This is a genomic window from Streptomyces sp. MMG1533 (genome assembly GCF_001279775.1).
In the GTDB taxonomy this organism is placed as follows: Bacteria; Actinomycetota; Actinomycetes; order Streptomycetales; family Streptomycetaceae; genus Streptomyces.
Genome location: NZ_LGDG01000224.1, coordinates 58,491 through 80,227, shown reverse-complemented (window position 1 = coordinate 80,227; position 21,737 = coordinate 58,491). Strand labels below are relative to the sequence as shown.

The window sequence follows — 21,737 nt, the reverse complement described above, 5'->3', positions numbered from 1 at the left end:
GAGCAACGGCCCCCCTCCCCGCCGCATCCTTCGACGCCCCGTCGACCCGGCGAGTTCCCTCCTTCCGTATATGAACAAAAGTGAGCGAATCCGGCGGTCGTTGGCCCATGCAGACGTCCGAAACCACGTGGGGACGTAGGCCCGTGGGCGGAGGGGGCCCCACACGGACCGGTACCGGCGGCCGAAGCCCTACCGGGCGATGGCGCCGAAGAGACGGACCTCGGGAGCGAACGCCCGGATCGCGGTCCCGAGGCGGGCCGCGTCCACCTCGCACAGGTCCATGCCGACGGTCGACATCGTGGTCCCGCGGAACGCCGCCACGAAGTCGGGCTCCACCTGGGTGTCCAGGTTCCCGTCGATCGCCCGTGGCGCGGGGGAGTCCACGGGGCTCGGCGGCGGCGCGGCGTCCGTCTCGCGCCACAGGACCTTGAGCGCGCTCCCTGCTCCCGGCGTCAGGTGGAGACCGACGGACGCGATCGCCGACCAGGGCAGGAACCGCCGCCCGTCCAGGGAGGCCGCACGGCCCGGCGTGATGCCCGTCGGCCCGATGCCCACGGCGACCCTCCGGGTGGAGAGCAGCAGGAGGAACGCCGCGACGAGCGGAACGAAGGCCCACTCGCTGTGGCCGTCCCCCGCCGCGACGGCCCCTGGGACGAAGCCCACGGCGACCACCGGCGCGAGGAGCAGCACGAGACCCACCGCGCGGGCGTTCCACCCGTAACGGATCGCACAGGTCTCACCCGGCTCGTCCACGCCGCACCCCCTGGACCTGCGGCCCGGCCGTACTCGCCCGTTCCACCAGCCGCGTCGACAGTTCCGTACGGGTGCTCTCCGGGCGGTCGCCGTCCATCATCCGCACCAGCAGCCGCAGCGCCGTCGCCGCCATCTCGGAGAGCGGCTGGCGGACCGTGGTGAGGGCCGGGGTGAGCCAGCGGGCCTCGGGCAGGTCGTCGAAGCCGACCACGCTCATGTCGTCCGGCACGCTCAACCCCCGCTCGGCCAGCGCCTCGTACACCCCGAGGGCCATCCGGTCCGAGCAGACGAAGACGGCCGTGGGCGGCTCGGGCAGGTCGAGGAGTTCCCGCATCCTGCGGCGGGCGACGCTCTCGTCGAAGCCGGCGTGCCGGACGTACTCGGGACGCTGCCGGACCCCGGCCGTGGCGAGTGCCGAGCGGTAGCCGGCGACCCGCGCGTTGCTGCACATCTTGCGCTGGTGACCGGCGACGACGGCGATGCGCTCGTGGCCCAGCGACAGCAGGTGCTCGGTCGCCGTCACCCCGCCGTGCCAGTTCGCCGCGCCCACCGACACCACGCCCGCCGGCGGTTCGAGCACCGGGTCGATCATCACGTACGGAATGCGGTGCTGGTCCAGCCAGGCGTACTGGGACTCGGTCAGTTCGGCCAGGTTGAACAGCACCCCCGACGAGCCGCGGGCGATGAGCTTGTCGAGCCAGCCGCGTTCCGGGCGCCCGCCGCGGGTCCTGGTGAGGCCGGCCGACACCACCACCTCGAGGCCCGCGTCGTGCGCCGCCGCCTCCACCCCGTGCAGCACGGCACCCGACCAGGAACTCTCCAGCGAGTGCACGACCAGGTCGACCAGCCCCGACGCCTTCGCCGCGTCGAAGCGGGGTCTGCGGACGTAACCGAGCCGGTCCAGCGCCTCCGTGACCCGACGGCGGGTCTCGGGGGCGACGTCCTCCCGGCCGTTGACCACCTTCGACGCGGTGGGTACGGACACCCCCGCCTCGCGGGCCACGACCGCAAGGGTCGGCCCGGCCGTCACGCTCGCACTCTCCGTACGGACCATCGGGAACCACCTCTCCGGCCCGCCCGAGGGCCATGAAAAGTTTCGACAGCGCGCTGCCACCGCGGGTAGGGAGACCGAACGGATAGTAAGCGCTCTCTACCCTAGGTTCGCGGCCGGACCTCGGGAAGAGGCCGGAGTTCGCAGGTCTGTGCCGGGTCGGGTTTTCGAAACTTCGAACACGGCTATCGGCAGTCCAGGCGGAACCCCGAGAAGTAGGCCGAGAAGCCCGCGTCCACGAGATCCACGGCATGGATCCCGGCCATCGCCCCGGTGAAGCGCAGCTTCGCTCCGTGGTCGTCGGAGAGCCTGCCGAAGTCGAGCGGCGACCCGACCGGCGTGCGTACACCGTCCCGGACGTACCAGAACCGTGCCTCGGCGCCCTCGGTCGTCACACCCAGCGTGAGCGCCCCGTCCGCGTCGACGTCCACGACGGCCACCTGCCGCGTGCCCGCCTCGTCCCGCTCCACCAGGCTGAGCACCGTACGGCCGCCGCCCCGCCACTGCTGACCGCACTGCCCCTCGCCCGCGGGCTCGGCCCAGGTCAGGTCGAGGGCGAGATACGCCTCGGTGTTGTACCAGAGCACCAGCCCGGCGGCCTGCGTGAACGTCCGCGGCCGGGCCTCGACGGTGACCTCGGCCTCGGCGCGGTGCTCGGTGATCCGCCGAGCCAGCAGACTGTGCGCCCACCACGACTCGGGACCGTGCCGGCCGCGCAGCCGGATCCGGCCGGGGCGGGTGGTGGCGTCCGCCCAGGACGGGTCCGCGTATCCGCGCAGGGTGCTCCAGGGCCAGCCCAACGGATCGGCGCCATCGCCGAGTTGAGCTCCTTCTCCATCCGGATGCGTCGGTACGTCGACCTCCACCGCCGGATGCCAGCCCCCGTGCCGCAGCCTCGGCCACCCCTCCGCGTCCCAGGTCACCGGCTGGATCGCGGTCTCACGGCCGAGCGTGCAGCGCGGGCCCTCGGGCGTGTCCAGGGGCCGGGCCGTCAGATGGCTCAACACCCAGTTCCCGTCGGGGGTTTGAACCAGCTCGCCGTGCCCCGCCTTCTGCAACGGCAGTGACGGATCGTCCCGTGACGTCAGCAGCGGCCGGTCGTCGAGCTCGTACGGACCGGTCATCACGCGACTGCGCGCCACCCGCACCCCGTGCTCGAAGCCCGTACCGCCCTCCGCCAGCACCAGGAGGTACCAGCCGTCCCGCCACAGCAACTTCGGCCCTTCGACGAGCCGTTCGTGCTGGAGGAGGAGGTGGGTGTCACCGAGGGGGTCCAGGGTCTCGCGGTCCAGCTCCGTCAGCACGATCCCGGCGAAGCGCCTGCCGCCCGGGCGGTGGTCGTTCTGGAGGTTGAGCAGCCAGAGCCGGCCCTCGTGGTGGAAGAGCGCGGGGTCGAAGCCGTGGCTCGCGACCCGGCGCGGTGCCGTCCACTTGCCGCTCACGTCCGTGGCCGTACTGACGTAGGTGTCCGTGTCGAAGTACGGCGTGCCCACCGAGCGGACGATCGAGTAGACCATCCAGAAGCGCTCGCCGTCCCAGCTCAGCGACGGCGCCCAGACGCCGCCCGAGTCGGGCACACCCGCGAGCGAGTCGCCGGGGACCGCGCCCCGGACGTGGCCCGCGTACTCCCAGTGCGCCAGGTCCCGCGAGCGGTGGACGGGGATCGTCGGGAACCACTCGAACGAACTCGTCGCCACGTAGTACCACTCGCCCACCCGCACCAGGGACGGGTCCGGGGCGAAGCCGCGGAGGACGGGATTGCGCAGCCGGGTCACTTCGAGGCTCCCTGGATCACGGTCACTTGCTTCGAGGCTCCCTGGACCACGGTCACTTGCTTCGAGGCTGCCTGGATCACGGTCACTTGAGGGCCCCCATCGTCACGCCCGACCGCCAGTACCGGCGCATCGCGACCATCATGATCGCCATCGGCACGATGGACAGCAGCGCGCCCGTCAGCACCAGGCTGGTCAGGTCGACGCCGGACTCCGCGCGTTTGCCGGACCAGTTGTACAGGCCCAGGTTGAGGGTCCAGTTCTCCTCGCCGCGCAGCACGGTCAACGGCAGGAAGAAGGCGTTCCAGGTGTTCACGAAGGCCAGCAGGAACACCGTCGCGCCGCCGGTCGTCATCATCCGGAGCACGATGCTGAAGAAGATCCGCAGCTCGCCGGCGCCGTCGATGCGGGCCGCCTCAAGGAGCTCGAAGGGGATGGTGGCCTCGGTGTACACCTTGGCGAGGTACACGCTGAACGGGTTGATCAGGCAGGGGATCAGCATCGCCCAGGGCGTGTCGACCATGCCGATCTCCGAGAACAGCAGGTACAGCGGCAGGGTGAGCAGGGCGATCGGGATCAGGAACGAACCCACGACGCACGCGAACACGGCACTGCGGCCCGGAAAGTCGAAGCGTGCCAGGCCGTAGCCGGTGGCGAGGGCGATGAGGGTGCCGCCCAGGGAGCCGACGCCCGCGTACAGGAACGAGTTGGCGGTCCAGCGCAGGAAGATGCCGTCCCCGTAAGTGAACACCTGGCGCAGGTTGTCCCACAGGTGCATGTCGGAGAACCACAGGCCGTTGCTCTGGTACAGCCCCACACGGTCCTTGGTCGCGGCGATGATCAGCCAGTACACCGGGAACAGGCTGTAGGCGCTGGCCAGCGCCAGACCGACGAGGAGGAAGCGCTGGCCGCCCCGGGAGCGCGCCGCCGGGTCCGGACGGGTGAGCCGCCGCACGGTGCGCCCGCGGGGTGGCTCACTGCCGGCTTCCGTGCCGTTTTCCTTACGGTTTTCCGTCAGTGCCATCAGTCCGCCTCCCTCGAGGTCAGCCGGTAAAAGAGGAAGGATGCGACGCCGAGGAACAGGGCGAGCAGCACGGACAGGGCCGCGGCGTAGTTGTAGTTGCCGGCGTTGAACGCCTGGTTGTAGATGATCATGATCGGGGCGAAGCTGTCGCTGATCGTCTGCGGAGTCACGTTCCGGAACAGGGCGGGCTCGTTGAAGATCTGCAGCATCTGGATGATCGACAGCAGCGCGGTCAGGACGAGCGCGCCGCGCACGAACGGGATCTTGATGCTCAGTGCGATCCGCAACTCCGAGGCGCCGTCCAGCCGCGCGGCTTCGAACAGATCGCGGGGCACGCCCTGGAGCGCCGAGTAGATGATCACCATGTTGTAGCCGATGCCGTGCCAGGTCAGCAGGTTGCCGATGGACGGCCACACCATCGAGGGGGCGAAGAAGTTCCAGTCGAACCCGAACAACTCGCCGAGCGGGGTCAGGGGACCCACCTCGGGGCTGTACAGGTTGATCCACACGATGGCCGCGACCACGCCGGGGATCATGTACGGAACCAGCAGCAGGATCCGGAACCGGCCGGCCACCCGAGAGGTGACCGCGTCCAGGCAGAGCGCCAGCACCAGGCTCATGAGCAGCATGAACGGGATCTGGACACAGGCGAACAGCACCACCCTGAGGATGGAGGTCATGAACGCCGAGTCGGTCAGGCCGTGCTGGTAGTTCTCCAGCCCGACGAACTCCGTGGTCGAGCCGCCGAGACCGAGTCCGGACCGCTTCTCCAGGTACAGCGACTGGTAGATCGCGTAGCCGATCGGAAGCAGGTAGAGGAAGACGAAGCCGAGCTGGAAGGGCACCGTGAAGGCGGCGCCCTTCCAGCGCTGCGAGCGAATCATGAAGTGTGCCTCAGCCCTTGACGCTGATGCCGCGCTGCTTCAGGTCGTTGACCGTCCACTCCTGCATGTGTGCGAGCAGATCGGTGACCTTCTGCTTCTTGCCGACGACCGCGGCCCACTCGTCCTGCATCTCCGTGAACATCGCGGTCCAGTTCGGGCCGAAGGTCCAGTCGTCGGTGATGGTGGCCATGCTGTCCGTCACGACCTTCTGGGCCGGCGTGTAGTTCTTGCCCAGCAGCTTCTCGGGGATCGCCTCCGGGACGTACGAGCTGCTGTCGGCCACCGCGGGCATCACGCCGCTGCCGGTCTCCGGGCTCGCCATGGTCTTGACCGCACCGGCGTCGGTGGACATCCACAGAGCCGCCTGAGCGGCCTGTTCCTTGTTCTTGCACTGCTCGGTCACCAGCGTCACCCCGCCACTCTGGTTGGTCCCGGCGGGAGTCTTGGGCGCCTCGCCGTTGAACGTCGGCCACGGGGCCAGTGCCCACTTGCCGAAGGACTTGGTGAAGTTCTGCACCATGCCGGACATCTGCCAGGTGGAGATCTGCCGCGTCACGGTGCCGGCCTCGTCGTAGTTGCGCTGCACGGCCGCGTAGTCGGCGAACGAGAGCTTGGAGTTGAGGTCGTTGTCGACGATCTCCTGGATCACCTTGGCGGCCTTCAGGGTGCCCTCGTCCTGGAAGTCCACCTTCCAGGAGTTGCCGTCGATCGTGTACCAGTGCGCCCCGGCCTGCATGGCGAGCACCTCCAGGGTGCTCGGGTCCTCACCGGCGTAGTTGGTGATCTTGATGTCGTGCTTCTTCAGTTCCTTGCCGGCCGCGATGAAGTCGTCCCAGGTCGCGGGCGCCTTCAGGCCGTACTTCTCGAAGACGTCGGTGCGGTAGATGGTGAAGGCCGGCGCCGAGCTGGTCGGGATGCCGTAGACCTTGCCCTGGACCTGGCCGACGGCCCACGAGCCGGGGTTGAACTTGTCCTTGCTGGACTCGACGTACTTGGTGATGTCGGCAAGGGCACCCTGCGAGACCCAGCTCGTGACGTACTCGCCGGTGTTCTGCAGCAGACAGGGCGCGTTGCCGGCCTTGACCGCGTTGGTCAGCTGCTTCTGCATGGTCAGCTGGTCGGTGACCTTGGTGTACTTGAGCTGGACGTCCTTGTGCGAGGCGTTGAACGCCTTCACGACGGCCTCCTGGCCGTTCGCCCAACCCCAGAAGGGGAGGGTGACCGGACCGGACGACTTGGCGTCGTCGCCGGAGTCCGATCCGCCGCATGCGGAGAGCAGACCTGTCAATGCGAGTCCCGCCACGGCTGCGCGGGCGAACCTTCTCCGGGGGCTGGTGAAGTTCATCTGACCGTGTTCCTTCGGAAAGTAGGGCGACTCAGAGGGGAGAGAACGGCGCCTCGATGTGGGCCGGGAACGGCGGCCGGAAACCATCGGCTCGCGGTTGCGGGGGGTCGGCCAAGCGGAAGCTGTAGTAAGCGGTTGCTGGGACGGTAGGACGCCGATCCTCCTCATAGCAAGAGGTGTGCGGCAATTTGTTACGCCGGTTTGTCCGTGGGGTTATGCCCGGGTGCACGTGCACCGCAGCGGACCTGGACCGAATCGGCGCAGGTCAGCCGCATGTCGAGGGAACCCGAGCAAACCTCGGCGGGCATCCCGGGCCGGCTCGGAGTGCTGTCAAAAACTTAGGGAAAACGTTTACGAAACGATCTGCTTGCAGCCGTCCACGTCAGACACGCCGAGCAGGCGGCTGCACCGAGTTCCGTACGACGACATGGGTGCCCAGCACCAGATGGTCGCCGTCGCTGCCCTTGCGGCGGCCTCCGCCGCCCTCGCGCCGGTCGGCGACGGCACGCAGCGCGACCCGGCCCATCTCCTCGTAGGGCACGTGCACGGTGGTGAGCTGGGGGGTCAGCTGGGACGCCAGCGGGATGTCGTCGTAGCCGACGATCGAGACGTCCTCGGGCACCCTGAGACCGGCCGCGCGCAGCGCCTGCATCGCGCCCGCGGCGACCACGTCGGTGCCCGCCAGCACGGCGGTGAAGTCGAGCCCGTCGCGCAGGCTGTCCTCGACGGCCTCGTAGCCGTGCTCGTAGTCGTACGGCCCGTGCCGCACCATGTCCGGGGCGAAGGACACGCCGTACGCCTCGAAGGCGCGCTGTGCGCCCTTCAACCGGCCCTGCGCTGTCGTGAGTTCGGCGTGGCCCGGGAGCACCAGGACCTTGCGGTGGCCGGCCGAGAGCAGGTGGCTGGCCATGGCGTACGCGCCGCCCTCGTTGTCGTAGTCGACCGTCGTGGCCGGTACGTCGCCCTCCAGGGGAGGCCGGCCCACCAGCACCAGGTGGGAGCCGGCCGCGTCCAGGGAGCGGGCGAAGCGGGCCATGCGTAGCTGGTACTCGTCGTAGTCGTAGGCGCCGCCGAGCAGGACCACGGCGGCGACGCCCTGCTGGCGCATGAGGTTGACCAGCGCGAGTTCCCGCTCGGGGTCGTCGCCGGTGGTCCCCACCAGGGAGAGCCAGCCGCGCAGGGTGGCCGCGCCCTCGACACCCTTGGCCACGTGGGCGAACGCGGCGCCGGTGATGTTGTTGATGAGGATGGCGACGGTCGGCGTACCGCCGCCGGCCAGCGAACGGGCATGGGCGTTGGTGACGTAGTCCAGGTCCCCGACCACCTTCATCACCCGGCGGCGCAGCTCCTCCGAGACCGGGTAGTTGCCCGACAGGACACGCGACACACTCGCGACGGAGACCCCCGCACGCTCCGCGACGTCGCGAATCGTGGCCCGTCCGGTGTCACCGGCCGCCTTGCGCTGACTCACCGTTGCGGCTCCTTCATCGTTGCGACTGCTTCGCCTGACGACCGTAACCCCGGTTCGGCGAATGGTCGGGGGCCCGGCCCGGCGCCGGTGCGGAAACGGTATCCCATTGTTTCCGCCGGGTACGGGGAGTCGATCGGGACCGAACAGCAAGGCCCCACTGAACCCCCGCACCCAACGGCGAGGGCCCACCGACTCCCACTGTCCCCACGCGCCGGCCGCGCGAGAGCCGAAGGGGCGCGCCGGTGTCGAGACGGCGAACGCGCGCAGGCGCGAAGCGCTGAGCACGATCGTCGTTTCGGCACCGGCTGAGGCGCCCCGTGGGTGAACGAGCCGTCAAGCACGGCTCACGCAACCCGGGCCAGGTCCGAGTGTCGAACCTCGTGAGTGAGCGGCACCCCCGTCACCAGCCGTTCCAGCTCCTCCACGACGATCCGCCCGAGTCTCTCCAGCTCGTTGCCGAGGGACCCCGCGATGTGCGGCGTGAGGAAGACATTGGGCAGCCGGTAAAGGGGCGAGCCCGCAGGCAGCGGCTCGGGTTCCGTGACGTCGAGGATCGCGTGCAGCCGCCCGGAGACCAGCTCGTCGGTCAGCGCGTCCGGGTCCACCAGCGCGCCCCGGGAGGTGTTGATGAGGACACCGCCGTCCCTGATCAGGGCGAGTCGGCCGGCGTCGAGCATGCGGTAGGTCTCGGGGATGTCCGGGGCGTGCAGGGACACGATGTCGCTGTGTCTGAGCAGGTCCTCCAAAGGCAGCAGTTCGGCGCCCAGGGCGGCGGCCTCGGCGGTGCTGACATACGGGTCGTGCAGCAGCACCGAGAAGTCGAACGGCCGCAGCAGCTCGAGGAGTCGGCGGCCCACCCGGGACGCGCCGATGACGCCGATGCGGCGGCCGACGTTGCCGGTGTGGGCGGTCTCGGTGGGGGTCGGGTAGGTGTGGGTGGCGCGGAAGCGCTCGCGGTGGGCGAAGGTGTCCTTCCCGGCGAGCAGGATCATCGCGAGGGTGTACTCCGCGACCGGCAGGGCGTTGCCGGTCACCGCGCTGGAGACGGTGATCCCGCGCTCCCACAGGGCCTCGCCTACCAGCGAGCGGACCGACCCGGCCGCGTGCAGGACCGTGCGCAGCCGGGGGGCCGTGTCGAGGACGCCGGCGTCGAGGCGGGGGCATCCCCAGCCGGTGATCAGGAACTCGGCCCGGGCCAGGGCGTCCGCCGCGTCCGGATCGGCGAAATCCCGCACGACGAGCGCGGGGTCGAGGTCGGCCGCCCGCGTCAGCCGGGCCATGAGCGGCGGGGGGAACAGCAGGGGGAGGTGTACCGGATCCATCGCGAACACGGCCCTGGGTGGCTGCGGGCTGGGCATGTCTCTCCTGACACACTCGGTGGAAACATTTTCAGAAAGCGTCTTCTACCGTAGATCTGGCGGTGACGGGCGGTCAATCGGCAGGACGGAGCGGCGAAGGCGACCTTGGTCGGGTGGGCCGACGGCCGGGGAGTGCCGAATGTCGTGAAATCGCTTACTGCGGTGCTGGTGTGCTTGCCGGATCCGGGTGGAGGTCGTGTCCGGAGTCCGGTCCGGAGTTCGGCCGGAGTCCGGTCCGAAGCCCGTCCGGATCAGGTTTGGGAACCGGTTCCCAAACATCTGTCGCCGGAAGCGCGGCTCCGCCTCCCCGTTTCCTTCGCAGATCAGGCCGCGTTCCACCGGTCCCGTTCGGCCGGTCGACCCATGACGCCGAGGTTACACAGTCTTTTCGAAAGTCCGTCAAGACTCTTGACGTCGTTTCCGGACAGGAAGAAGCTCTGCCCCAGCGCACAGCAACCGGTTGTCTAAACGGTTACTCGCGATCGCTGAGCCGATCTTTGGCCGACATCCCGAACGGAACAGAGCAGGAGGTGGTGCGTTCATGCGCCCACATGCCGGTGCCCCCCTGAGTCGCCGCCGATTCCTCGCCCTCTCGGCGGCCGGTGCCGCGACCGGAGCCGCAGCACTGAACGGCTGCGCCCTGCAGGTGTCCACCGGGGTCAGCGGCCCGGGCGAGACCGTCACGGTGATGGCCAAGCCCGACGACATCTCCCCGGAACTGGTCCAGCAGGCCCAGAAGGACATCGGAGTCAAGATCGTCACGGTGAGATACGACCTCACCAAGCTGATCGGGATGATGACCAACGGCAACCCGCCCGACCTGGTGCGCGGTGTCGGCGCCGTGGACGCGCCGTACTTCGCGGCGCGGGACGTGATGGAGGACCTGGACCCGTACTTCGCCAGAAGCACGGTGCTCAAGCTGGACGACCTGGACCCGGTCAACGACCTGTGGCGCTACGACGGCCGCACTCAGGGCAAGGGCCCGCGCTACGGCATGGCGAAGGACTTCTCCCAGGACTCCATGTTCTGGTACAACACCGCGCTCTTCGACCAGGCGGGCGTCGACCACCCGCCGGAGCTGGAGCCGATCACGTTCGAGGAGTGGCTGGACAAAGCCAAGCGGCTCACGCAGCGCAAGAACGGCCAGACGACCGTCTTCGGCGGCAGCTACAACGGCGTACTCACCCCCAATCTCCTGGCGAGCCTGACGGCGGCCGCCGGCGGAAGTCTCTTCAGCGACGACTTCTCCCGGATCGACTTCACCACCCCCGAGGCCCGCAAGGCGCTGGGCTGGTACATCGACTACGGCCGCACCAAGGTCGGGCCCAGCATCATCCAGCCCGACCCCAACGCCTGGGACGGGCCCACCTACCAGGCGAACCGAATGGCCATGTCGGGCAGCGGCTACTGGCTCGGCGGTCTGATCAACGCCGACAAGAAGCTGGCGCCGGTCTCGCGCCTCGCCCCCGCCCCCGTCTTCCAGGGCGGCGCGCGGGTCAGCCCCTGCCAGGCCGGCACCGGGTTCTGGATGCCGAGCAAGGCACGGAACAAGGACGCCGCCTGGCGGGTCTTCGAGTGGTTCTTCGGCGAAGCACCGGCCAAGGGCCGCGCGTCCGGCGGCTGGGGCATCCCCACCCTGAAGTCCCTGCGGCCGCTGATGCCGGCCCAGGAGGACTACCAGAAGCGGGAGTTGGAGGTGCAGAACGCCGAGCTGAACCACTTCTCGGTGATCGCCTTCACGCCCTACGCCACGGCCGACTCGCTCTACTCCCTCTTCAACCAGGTCGCACCGGCCGCGATGCGGGGCCAGATGTCCGTCGACACCCTGGCGGGACGCCTGAACTCGCTCATGAACGAGCAGCTGAAGCGCGGTAAGGAGCAGGTGGGATGACGACCGATCAGATCTCCTCCGTGGCGGAGCGGCCGCCGGGCGCGACCACGGACGCCGGCCGGGCGCGGGCCACGGATCGACCGCGGACCTCCATGACCGCCCGCAGGCACCGGGCGTTCTACATGTTCACCTCGCCCTGGATCATCGGGTTCCTGCTGCTGACCATCGTGCCGATGGCGTACGCGCTGTGGCTGAGCTTCACCACGTTCGACGGCATCTCGCCCAACTGGCGTTACGTCGGCTTCGGCAACTACAGCGAGCTGTTCACCGACTCCCAGACCTGGGACTCCCTGGGGCGCACGGGCCTGTTCGCGCTGACCTCGGTACCCCTGTCGATCATCGCCGGGCTCGGGCTCGCGGTCCTGGTCAACCGGCCGATCAAGGCACGCGGCCTGTTCCGCACCCTGCTCTATCTGCCGGCCGTGGTGCCGCCGGTGGGGGTGGGCCTCGCCTTCAAGGCGCTCTTCGACCAGAACTCCGGTGCCGCCAACGGCGTCCTGACCCTGTTCGGTTTCGACGCCCTGGGCTGGCTCGCCGACCCCTACGCCCGCTACGTGCTCCTGATGAGCGTGCTGTGGGCCGCCGGAAACATCATGATCATCTCGCTGGCCGGGCTGCAGGACGTGCCCCGCGAACTGCACGAGGCCGCCCGAATCGACGGGGCGAGCGCCTGGCGGACCTTCCGCAGCATCACCGTGCCGCTGCTCTCGCCGGTGCTGCTCTTCCAGACGGTGACCGGCGTGATCGCCTCGGTGCAGACCATCATGCCGCTGCTGCTGACACCGGACGGCACCACGGCGGGCGTCACCGCGCTGCCGCAGTCCAACTACCTCTACATGATGCACGTGTTCGGGCAGTACTTCGCGCTCGGCCGCTACGGCTACGCCTCCGCACTCCTGTGGGTGCTCTTCGTGCTGATCCTCATCGTGACCGGACTCATCTTCAAGTTCACGTCCGGCGTGGTGTTCTACAACGTCGACCCGGAGGCGAAGAAGTGACAGCCACCAGCCTGCCCGCGAAGTCCCCGGCGTCCACGACCCGGGTGCGGATACGTGTGAACCGCCTCGTCCTCTACACGGCGCTCGTCTCGATCACCGGCCTGTTCCTCGGCCCGGTCGGCTGGCTCGTCCTCAGCGGACTCAAGACTCCGGCCGAACTGGCCGCATCACCCGTGCACTGGCTGCCCGAGAACTTCCAGTGGCACAACTTCGCCGACGCCTTCAACCTGATCGACTTCCTCGGCTACGCCCGCAATTCCCTGATCATCGCCCTGATCTACGCCACCCTCGTCACCCTCAGCTCGGCCTGGGTCGGCTTCGGTTTCGCCCGCCTGGACGCGCCCGGCAAGAAGCCGCTGTTCGGCATCCTGCTCGGCTCGATGATGCTGCCCCAGCTCATCACCCTGCTGCCGACCTACCTGATCTTCGCCAAGCTCGGCATGGTCGACACCTACTGGCCGTGGGTGCTGTGGGGCCTGGCCGCCGCCCCGTATCTCGTCTTCCTCTTCCGGCAGTTCTTCGCCGGACTGCCCCGCGAGCTGGAGGAGGCCGCGATCGTCGACGGCTGCGGCTACGCCACGATCTTCTGGCGGATCTTCCTGCCGCAGTCCTGGCCGGTGCTGTCCGCGAGCTTCGTGATCGCCTTCACCTGGAGCTGGGGCGACTACATCGCGCCCCAACTCCTGTTGTCGACCGACAAGTCCACGCTCGCCGTCGCCGTCATGTCGACGTACGTCACCTCGGCCGGCACCCCGGTCGCCAACCTCCAGGCCGCGGCCTCCGTGATGTACGTCGTCCCGATCCTGTTGATCTTCCTGATCGCCCAGCGCGGTTTCGTCGCGGGGATGTCCACGACCGGCCTCAAGTGACCTTCCGTATCTCTCATCCCTCCCTTTACTGAAGGACTGCTTCATGAACGACACCCAGAGCACCGGTCTGTCCCGGCGCACAGTTCTCCAGGCCGCGGGTGCCACCGTCGCCGCGTACTCACTGATCGGAGCGGCAGCCGGCACCGCGAGAGCGGCGGACGGGCCCGCATCGACCGACAAGCTGGTGGTGTACCCCATCCCCAGCGGGGTCCCGACCAACGCGAGCTACACCGTCAAGGCCCGTACGCCGGGCGGCGAATGGCAGACGGTGCCCGTCTACCGCTCCAGGGCGAAGCAGATCGACGCGAACACGGGCAGCGGTCCGGTCTTCAACTCCTCCGTCGCCACCTTCGACTTCAATGGCACCGTCGAGGTCGCCGTCACCTCGGCCAAGGGCGCCATCGGCACCGCGAGGATCCGCCCCCTGTCCTACGGCACCCAGTTCACGGTGGACGGCGCCACGGTGAGCTTCACCCTCACCGAGCCGCGCAACCTCTCCATCGAGGTCGACGGGGACCTCTTCAACAACCTTCAGCTGCACGCCAACCCGATCGAGACGAACGCGCCCGACCCCGACGACCCCGATGTCCTCTACTTCGGCCCCGGCCTGCACAAGACCACGGACAACGTGGTGAAGGTGCCCAGCGGCAAGACGCTCTACCTGGCCGGCGGCGCGGTGCTGACCTCCCGGGTGGAGTTCGTCAACGTCGAGAACGCCCGGCTGATCGGCCGGGGCGTGCTGTACAACTCGCCGAGCGGTGTCCTGCTCCAGTACTCCAAGAACATCGAGATCGACGGCATCATGGTGCTCAACCCGAGCAGCGGCTACTCGGTCACCGTCGGCCAGTCCAAGCAGGTCACCGTCCGCAACCTGCACTCGTACAGCCACGGCCAGTGGGGCGACGGCATCGACGTCTTCTCCAGCGAGGACGTCCTGATCGACGGCGTCTGGATGCGCAACTCCGACGACTGCATAGCGATCTACGCCCACCGCTGGGAGTACTACGGCGACTGCCGCAACATCACCGTCCGCAACTCCACCCTCTGGGCGGACGTCGCGCACCCGATCAACGTCGGCACGCACGGCAACACCGACAAGCCGGAGACCATCGAGAACCTCGTCTTCAGCAACATCGACATCCTCGACCACCGCGAACCGCAGATGGACTACCAGGGCTGCATCGCGCTCAACCCCGGCGACAGCAACCTGGTGAGCAACGTCCGCGCGCAGGACATCCGGGTGGACGACTTCCGCTGGGGCCAGCTGATCAACATGCGGGTCATGTTCAACAAGTCGTACAACACCTCCGTCGGCCGGGGCATCGACGGGGTGTACATCCGGAACCTGACCTACACCGGGACGCACGCCAACCCGTCCGTCATGGTCGGCTACGACGCGGACCACGCCATCAAGAACGTCACCTTCCAGAACCTCGTCATCAACGGCAAGGCCATCGCGAACGGCATGAAGAAGCCCGGCTGGTTCAAGTTCACCGACATGATGCCGGCCTACGCCAACGAGCACGTGCTGAACATGCGGTTCCTGAACTCCACCGAGGCCACGTCCACCGTCAAGCCCGAGATCAGCAGCCCGGACCAGGCCACGGCCACCAAGAACCAGGTCTTCAACTACTTGATCACGGCCACCGAGCTGCCGACGTCGTTCAACGCCGACGGGCTGCCGAAGGGGCTGGACATCGACACCGCCACCGGTCTGATCTCCGGTACCGCCGAGGACAACGTCGGCACCTTCACGGTCACCGTCTCGGCCACCAACAGCGTGGGCACCGTGACGCAGCCCCTCACGCTCACCGTCCAGCACGCGTGACGCGGCCCTTGCGAACCATGGAGTCACCCGTGCTTCCTCTCAGACGACGGTCCTTCCTCGGCGCGGCAGGGCTCGTGATCGCGGCCGGAGGCGGGCTGCTGTCCGCCTCCGCCGCGGCGGCGTGGGCCCAGGACGACAAGGCCCGGCTCCGGGCCTTCACCCACCCCGGACTGCTGCACAGCGCCGCCGACCTGGCACGCATGAAGGCGGCGGTCGCCGCGCAGGAATCGCCCATCTACGACGGATACCTGACCTTCGCGGCCCACGCCCGGTCGAAGTCGACGTACACGATCCAGAACACGGGCCAGATCACCTCCTGGGGCCGCGGCCCCACGAACTTCCAGAACCAGGCCGTCGCCGACTCGGCCGCCGCCTACCAGAACGCGTTGATGTGGTGCGCCACAGGCGAGCGCGCCCACGCGGACAAGGCCCGCGACATCCTCAACGCCTGGTCGGCGTCACTGACCATGATCACCGGTGCCGACGGGCCGCTCGGCGCGGGCCTGCAGGCCTTCAAGTTCGTCAACGCGGCCGAGCTGCTGCGGCACGGCGACTACGACGGATGGGCGGACGAGGACATCGCCCGCTGCGAGGAGTCCTTCCTCGACGTCTGGTATCCGGCGGTGTCCGGATACATGCTGTACGCCAACGGCAACTGGGATCTGACGGCCCTTCAGACCATCCTCGCCATCGGTGTGTTCTGCGAGGAGCCCACCCTCTTCGAGGACGCTCTGCGCTTCGCCGCGGCCGGCGCCGGCAACGGCAGCATCGGCCACCGCATCGTCACCGCGGACGGCCAGGGCCAGGAGAGCGGCCGCGACCAGGGCCACGAGCAGCTCGCCGTCGGCCTGACCGGCGACATCGCGCAGGTCGCCTGGAACCAGGGCGTCGACCTGTGGGGCTTCGACGACAACCGCATCCTCGCGAACTTCGAGTACGCCGCCCGCTACAACCTCGGCGGCGACGTGCCCTTCGTCCCGGACCTCGACCGCACCGGCAAGTACATCAAGAAGGCCGTCTCGGCGACCGGCCGCGGCAACCTGCCCCCGATCTACGAGATGGCCTACGCCCACTACGCCGGCGTCCGCGGACTCGACACCCCGTACACCAAGGCGGCCGTCTTCCGCGGCACCGCCGGCGCCCGCCTCGTCGAGGGCAGCAACGACGACCTGCCCAGCTTCGGCACCTTCACCTACGCCGGTACGAAGGCCCCCGCGCCGACCGCGCCGGCCGCTCCGGCGGGCGTCACCGCGGTGGGTGACGACAGATCCGTCACCGTCAGCTGGCTGCCGACCGCATGGGCCGACACGTACACGGTCTCGAGGGCAACCGCCCCGGACGGGCCGTACGAGCAGATCGCGACCGGTATCGACAAGCCGACGTACACCGACCGCGACGTACGCCCGGGACACAGGTACTACCACACAGTCACCGCCACCAACTCCCAGGGCACCAGCGCCAGTTCCGCGTGGGCCGCGGTCGCCGCAGGTCTCCCCGAGCCCTGGACCACCCAGGACGTCGGGGACGTGAAGATCCCCGGCTCGGCGCTCTTCGACGGCGAGCGGTTCGTGCTGGAGGCGTCCGGCACCGCCGACACCCACCGCCTCGCCTACCTGCCGCTGCCCGGCGACGGCACGATCACCGCGCGGATCGTGTTCCCGCTCAGCTCCCAGTACTCCAAGATCGGCGTCACCCTGCGCGCCTCCCTGGGCGCGGACGCGGCGCATGCCTCGATGCTGATCCAGGGGCTGCCGCTGCACACCTGGAGCGGCGTGTGGACCGTACGCCCCGAGACCGGGGCCGGTATCTCCGCGACCGGGAGCACGCCGGTGCCGCCCTCCCAGCAGCAGGCGATCACCTCGAGCGCCGCCTTCCCGATCTCCAACCTCGGCACGCTGCCCGACTCGGCGACCCCGCTCACGGCCCCGTACGTCGAGGGCGCGGGTGACGGCTACCGGATGCGGATGCCGTACTGGGTACGGGTGACCCGCCGGGGCGACCGCTGCACCGGCGCCATCTCCCCGGACGGCATCCGCTGGACCGAAGTCGGCTCCACCGAAGTCGAGTTGGGGCGCGCCGCATACGCGGGACTGACCCTCACGTCCTGCCTCGGCGTCGACGAGGACTACGCCGATACCGGCACCGGTGCCTTCGACAACGTCAGCGTCACCTCCCGCACCTTGGGCGAGGTCTGGTCCGTGCCGCGACCCGACCGCGCCGCCACCGGCCTGCGGGCCACCGCGGGCGCCGACGCGGTCGAGCTGACCTGGACCGACCCGGACCTCGCGGCCTGCTACAAGGTGCTGCGGTCGACGGAGGCTGACGGCCCGTACGACACGATCGCGACCGGCATCGGCCCCGTCGGCTTCGGCACCCGCATCCAGTACGCGGACGCCACCGGCACGCCCGGCACCACGTACCACTACGTCGTCGCCAAGACCAACTGCGCCGGCCGCGGCCCGCTGTCGGAGTCCGCCGCCGCGAGCATGCCGGCCCCTGCCTCGCCCCAACTCACCTCCGCCACCACGGCGTTCGCCAACAAGGGTGTCGCCTTCCAATACCAGCTGCGTGGCTCGCACGAGCCCATACGGTTCGCCGCGACCGGTCTGCCCGACGGACTCCGTGTCGACAAGCGCACCGGCCTCATCTCCGGAACTCCGACCGAGACCGGCGAGTTCAGGGTCACCGCCACCGTGGGCAACGCGGCCGGAGACGGCACCGGTACCCTCACGCTCACCGTCGGCACACCACCGCCCGCCCCCTGGACCTACGGCGATCTCGGCGACGTCGTCCTCGACGACCGCGACTTCGGGACGCTCGGCGTGGTCGCGATCCGTACCCCGGGCAGCACCGCCCACGAAGACGGGACCTTCGTGGTGCGGGGCGCCGGAACCGACCTCACCGTCAACAACCAGGGAATGACGGGCCAGTTCGTACGACGGCCCGTCACCGGCGACTGCGAGGTCACCGCCCGGCTGGTCTCCCGCACGGGGGCCACCGCCGACCGCGTCGGCCTGCTCATGGCCAAGTCCCTGTCGCCGTTCGACCAGGCGGCCGGGGTGATCGTCACGGGCGGCACGACCGCGCAGCTCATGCTGCGCACGACCGTCGCCGGCAAGTCGACCTTCAACGGGAACGGCACGGTTGCTCTTCCCTGCCTGCTGCGGCTGAAGCGCACCGGGACCGCCTTCGCCGCCGCCGTCTCCACCGATGACGGCGCCACCTGGACCGCCCTCGCCTCCGGCGAGGTCCCCGGCTTCGGTGACGCCCCCTACTACGTGGGCCTCGTGGTCTGCTCCCGCAACCCCTTGGCTCTCGGCACCACACAGTTCGACGAGGTGAGCATCAACACCGACTGATCCCCCACGGATTGGAATGCACCGCATGAGCCGCATGAGCCGCATTTCCCCCCACGGGTACCTCCCGCCCACCGAGCTGAGCCGCCGCGGTCTGTTCAAGACCGCCGGCGGTCTCGGCGCCGCTCTCGCGCTGGGCTCCGCGTTCGCCGCCACCACGGCGGACGCGGCGCCCGCCGCCTTCGCCCACCCCGGCATGCTGCACAACGCCGGCGACATCAACCGCGCCAAGGTCAGGGTCGCCGCGGGCGACGACCCCTGGCTGTCCGGCTGGAACAAGCTGACCGCCAACTCCCACTCCCAGTCCACCTGGAACCCCAACCCGCAGGCCACGATCTACCGCGGATCGGGCTATCCCGAGAACTACGGGATCCTCTACAACGACATCGCCGCCGCCTACCAGAACGCCCTGCGCTGGAACGTCGCCGGCACCAGCGCGCACGGCGACTGCGCCGTGCGGATCCTCAACGCCTGGTCGAACAAGCTCACCTCCATCCAGGGCAGTGCCGACCGCTTCCTGGCGGCGGGCATCTACGGATGGGAGTTCGCCAACGCCGCCGAGCTCATGCGCGGGTACCCGGGTTTCGACCTGGCCCGGTTCCAGCAGATGATGCTCAAGGTCTTCTACCCGATGAACAACGACTTCCTGCTCCACCACAACGGGGCCTGCATCACCAACTACTGGGCGAACTGGGACCTGTGCAACATGGCCTCGATCATGGCCATCGGGATCCTGTGCGACGACGGCGCCAAGTACGACCAGGCCGTCAACTACTTCAAGACCGGCGCGGGCAACGGCTCGATCCAGCACGCGGTTCCGTTCCTGTACTCCAACGTCGAGGGCTACGACCTCGGCCAGTGGCAGGAGTCCGGCCGCGACCAGGGCCACACCATGATGGGCATGGGCCAGATGGGTGCCATCTGCGAGATGGCCTGGAACCAGGGCACCGACCTGTACAGCTACGACAACAGGAGGTTCTTCAAGGCGGCCCAGTACGTCGCCAAGTACAACGTCGGACTGAACGTGCCGTACACCACCTACACCTGGGGCAGTGGCACGTCCTGTGCCCAGAACACACAGACGGTGATCAACTCCGGATCCCGCGGCCAGGTCCGTCCGGTGTGGGCCCAGCTCCACTTCCACTACAACCGGCGCGTGTACCTGGACGACAAGTACATCTCGCAGATGTACTACAACCTCGTCGCCCCCGAGGGCGGCGGAGGTGACTACGGCTCCACCAGTGGCGGCTACGACCAGCTCGGCTTCGGCACGCTGATGTACGCCAAATAGCCGCAAACCGCGCTCGTGCGCCGGAATAACGGGCCACCCTGTGGTGCTCTGTTGTTCACGGTGCACGAGCGCGGTGCACGAGCGCGGTGCGGGAGGCTGGTGGGCGTATGACGGCAGCAGACCAGGCGGACGAGGCGGGCCGGACGAGCCGGGACCCGGTGGTCAGGACGCCGCACGGGGCCGTGCGCGGCCGGTACGAAAACGGTGTCGCGGTGTTCCGGGGCATCCCCTACGCGGCCCCGCCCTTCGGACCGCACCGGTTCAGGCCGCCCGTGCCGCCCCGGCCCTGGGACGGCGTGCGCGACGCGGGCGCCTTCGGGCCGACGGCGCCGAAACCGCCGTACTCCGAAGCCTTCGCGCAGTACCTGTCCGATCCGGTTGTGCCCGGCGACGACTGCCTCAATCTGAACGTCTGGACACCGGAGCCCGGCCCTGGTACCCGGCTCCCGGTCATCGTGTGGCTGCACGGCGGCGCCCTCACCCGGGGCTCGTCGGCCGTGCCCGTGTACGACGGGCGCACCTTCGCCCGCGACGGGGTCGTCTTCGTGTCGGTCAACTACCGGCTCGGCGTGGAGGGTTACGGCCTGTTCCCGGACGTCCCCGCCAATGCCGGCCTGCGTGACCAGCTCGCCGCCCTGCAGTGGGTGCGCGAGTCGGTGGCCGCTTTCGGCGGCGACCCCGACCGGGTGACGCTGGCCGGTCAGTCCGCCGGGGCGATCAGCGCCGGCGCCCTGCTGGCCGCCCCGCAGGCCCAGGGCCTGGTCCGGCGCGCGGTCTTGCAGAGCGGGCCGCCCGAGGCGAGCGATCGCGACAAGGTACGGCGGATGGTGCGCCGGATGGCGACCCGGCTGAAGATCCCCGCCACCGCCGCCGCGTTCGCCGACGTCGACCGCGAGCTGCTGCTGCGCACCCAGGCCGAGGTGGGCAAACTCAGTAGCCCGGTGCTCGGCGGCCCCGCGTTTGGGATCGTCGTCGACGGTGACCTGGTCCCGCGCGATCCGCTGGAGGCCCTCATCGACGGTGACGTGGCGGCGGGCGTCGACCTGATGACGGGCTGGACCAGCGAAGAGTACCGACTGTGGCTGGTGCCCGGCGGTCTCCTGGAACGCGTCGACCGGCTCGGTGCGGTCGCGCTGGCCGGCGCCATGGCCCGCTGCCGCTGCGGCCACGAGGTGCCCCGCGGCTACCGTGCCCTGCACCCCGAGGCCGGCACCGTCGAGATCGTCGGCCAGATGGTCACCGACCACCTGCTCCGCCTCCCGCTGCACCGCCTCGCCGACGACCGCCCGGGGGCGTCGTACGTCTACGAGTTCGCCTGGCCCTCCAACCTCCCCGGTCTCGGTGCCTGTCACGCCCTCGAACTCGGCTTCGTCTTCCACACCGGCGAGGTCCCCGACTCCGCGAAGCTCGCGGGCTGGGGAACCCCGCGTGAACTGGCCGACGCGATGCACGGGGCGTGGGTGCGGTTCGCCACCGATGGCGACCCCGGCTGGCAGGGCTGGGACGCCTCGCACCCGGTGCGGATCTTCGGCGACGGTGAGCCGTATACCGCATACGGTCCACGAGATCCTGAGCTGGCGGTGTGGACGGCGGACGCGGCGGCCCGGGACGCCGCGGCCGCGGCGGAGCCGGATCCGGTCGACGTCGGTTCGGCCGTGCGGCGAGTGGAGCCGCGGTCGGTCGTGCGGCGTCTGCGCCGCCCCGGTGGGGTCCGTCGGCAGTGACCACACACCACCAGGTTTGATGCGGGCCCACCCTGCACATGGCCCGGCACGCCCACTGGGGCGAGGCCGGGCCGCTCGTCGACCGGTGGCGGCCTCCCTCGGCCGGTGGAAAGATCGCAAAT

At 69.3% G+C, this 21,737-nt stretch carries 15 protein-coding genes; 7 read left to right on the top strand and 8 right to left on the bottom strand.

The window, feature by feature from the left end; genetic code table 11:
* Window positions 1–189: 189 nt before the first annotated feature.
* From ADK57_RS26280 to ADK57_RS26245, 8 genes are all read right to left on the bottom strand, one after another.
* Window positions 190–753, bottom strand: a complete 564-nt coding sequence (locus tag ADK57_RS26280; protein ID WP_053752040.1) for a hypothetical protein — start codon at window positions 751–753, stop codon at window positions 190–192.
* A complete protein-coding gene (locus ADK57_RS26275) occupies window positions 737–1,807 on the bottom strand; it encodes a LacI family DNA-binding transcriptional regulator (protein WP_053752039.1) in 1,071 nt (356 codons plus the stop codon). The genes ADK57_RS26280 and ADK57_RS26275 overlap by 17 nt, the downstream gene beginning before the upstream one ends.
* Before the next feature lie 182 nt (window positions 1,808–1,989).
* Complete coding sequence (locus ADK57_RS26270; protein ID WP_053752038.1) at window positions 1,990–3,579, bottom strand: family 43 glycosylhydrolase; 1,590 nt, start codon at window positions 3,577–3,579, stop codon at window positions 1,990–1,992.
* Window positions 3,580–3,661: 82 nt separating this feature from the next.
* The gene (locus ADK57_RS26265) at window positions 3,662–4,600 is read right to left on the bottom strand and encodes a carbohydrate ABC transporter permease (protein ID WP_199830689.1); all 939 of its coding nucleotides are present in this window, start codon (window positions 4,598–4,600) and stop codon (window positions 3,662–3,664) included.
* On the bottom strand, window positions 4,600–5,484 hold the full coding sequence (locus ADK57_RS26260; RefSeq protein ID WP_053752037.1) for a carbohydrate ABC transporter permease: 885 nt from the start codon (window positions 5,482–5,484) through the stop codon (window positions 4,600–4,602). Before ADK57_RS26260 ends, ADK57_RS26265 begins: the two co-directional genes overlap by 1 nt.
* 10 nt (window positions 5,485–5,494) lie before the next feature.
* Window positions 5,495–6,829 (bottom strand): ABC transporter substrate-binding protein, encoded by a 1,335-nt coding sequence (locus tag ADK57_RS26255; RefSeq protein WP_053752036.1) that lies wholly within the window; start codon window positions 6,827–6,829, stop codon window positions 5,495–5,497.
* Window positions 6,830–7,211: 382 nt separating this feature from the next.
* The gene (locus ADK57_RS26250; RefSeq protein ID WP_053752035.1) at window positions 7,212–8,300 is read right to left on the bottom strand and encodes a LacI family DNA-binding transcriptional regulator; all 1,089 of its coding nucleotides are present in this window, start codon (window positions 8,298–8,300) and stop codon (window positions 7,212–7,214) included.
* Between the two features lie 344 nt (window positions 8,301–8,644).
* A complete protein-coding gene (locus ADK57_RS26245) occupies window positions 8,645–9,658 on the bottom strand; it encodes a hydroxyacid dehydrogenase (RefSeq protein ID WP_199830688.1) in 1,014 nt (337 codons plus the stop codon).
* Between the two features lie 541 nt (window positions 9,659–10,199).
* Here ADK57_RS26245 and ADK57_RS26240 point away from each other — a divergent pair.
* From ADK57_RS26240 to ADK57_RS26210, 7 genes are all read left to right on the top strand, one after another.
* The gene (locus tag ADK57_RS26240) at window positions 10,200–11,549 is read left to right on the top strand and encodes an extracellular solute-binding protein (RefSeq protein WP_053752033.1); all 1,350 of its coding nucleotides are present in this window, start codon (window positions 10,200–10,202) and stop codon (window positions 11,547–11,549) included.
* The gene (locus ADK57_RS26235) at window positions 11,546–12,547 is read left to right on the top strand and encodes a carbohydrate ABC transporter permease (protein ID WP_053752032.1); all 1,002 of its coding nucleotides are present in this window, start codon (window positions 11,546–11,548) and stop codon (window positions 12,545–12,547) included. The genes ADK57_RS26240 and ADK57_RS26235 overlap by 4 nt, the downstream gene beginning before the upstream one ends.
* On the top strand, window positions 12,544–13,416 hold the full coding sequence (locus ADK57_RS26230; RefSeq protein WP_053752031.1) for a carbohydrate ABC transporter permease: 873 nt from the start codon (window positions 12,544–12,546) through the stop codon (window positions 13,414–13,416). The genes ADK57_RS26235 and ADK57_RS26230 overlap by 4 nt, the downstream gene beginning before the upstream one ends.
* A gap of 43 nt (window positions 13,417–13,459) precedes the next feature.
* Complete coding sequence (locus ADK57_RS26225) at window positions 13,460–15,244, top strand: Ig domain-containing protein (RefSeq protein WP_053752030.1); 1,785 nt, start codon at window positions 13,460–13,462, stop codon at window positions 15,242–15,244.
* A 17-nt stretch (window positions 15,245–15,261) separates the two neighbouring features.
* Window positions 15,262–18,603 (top strand): putative Ig domain-containing protein, encoded by a 3,342-nt coding sequence (locus ADK57_RS26220; protein WP_053752029.1) that lies wholly within the window; start codon window positions 15,262–15,264, stop codon window positions 18,601–18,603.
* Between the two features lie 34 nt (window positions 18,604–18,637).
* Window positions 18,638–19,891 (top strand): alginate lyase family protein, encoded by a 1,254-nt coding sequence (locus ADK57_RS26215; RefSeq protein ID WP_053752028.1) that lies wholly within the window; start codon window positions 18,638–18,640, stop codon window positions 19,889–19,891.
* A 107-nt stretch (window positions 19,892–19,998) separates the two neighbouring features.
* Entirely contained in the window at window positions 19,999–21,615 is a 1,617-nt protein-coding gene (locus tag ADK57_RS26210; RefSeq protein WP_053752027.1) for a carboxylesterase/lipase family protein, read from the top strand.
* Window positions 21,616–21,737 lie beyond the last annotated feature (122 nt).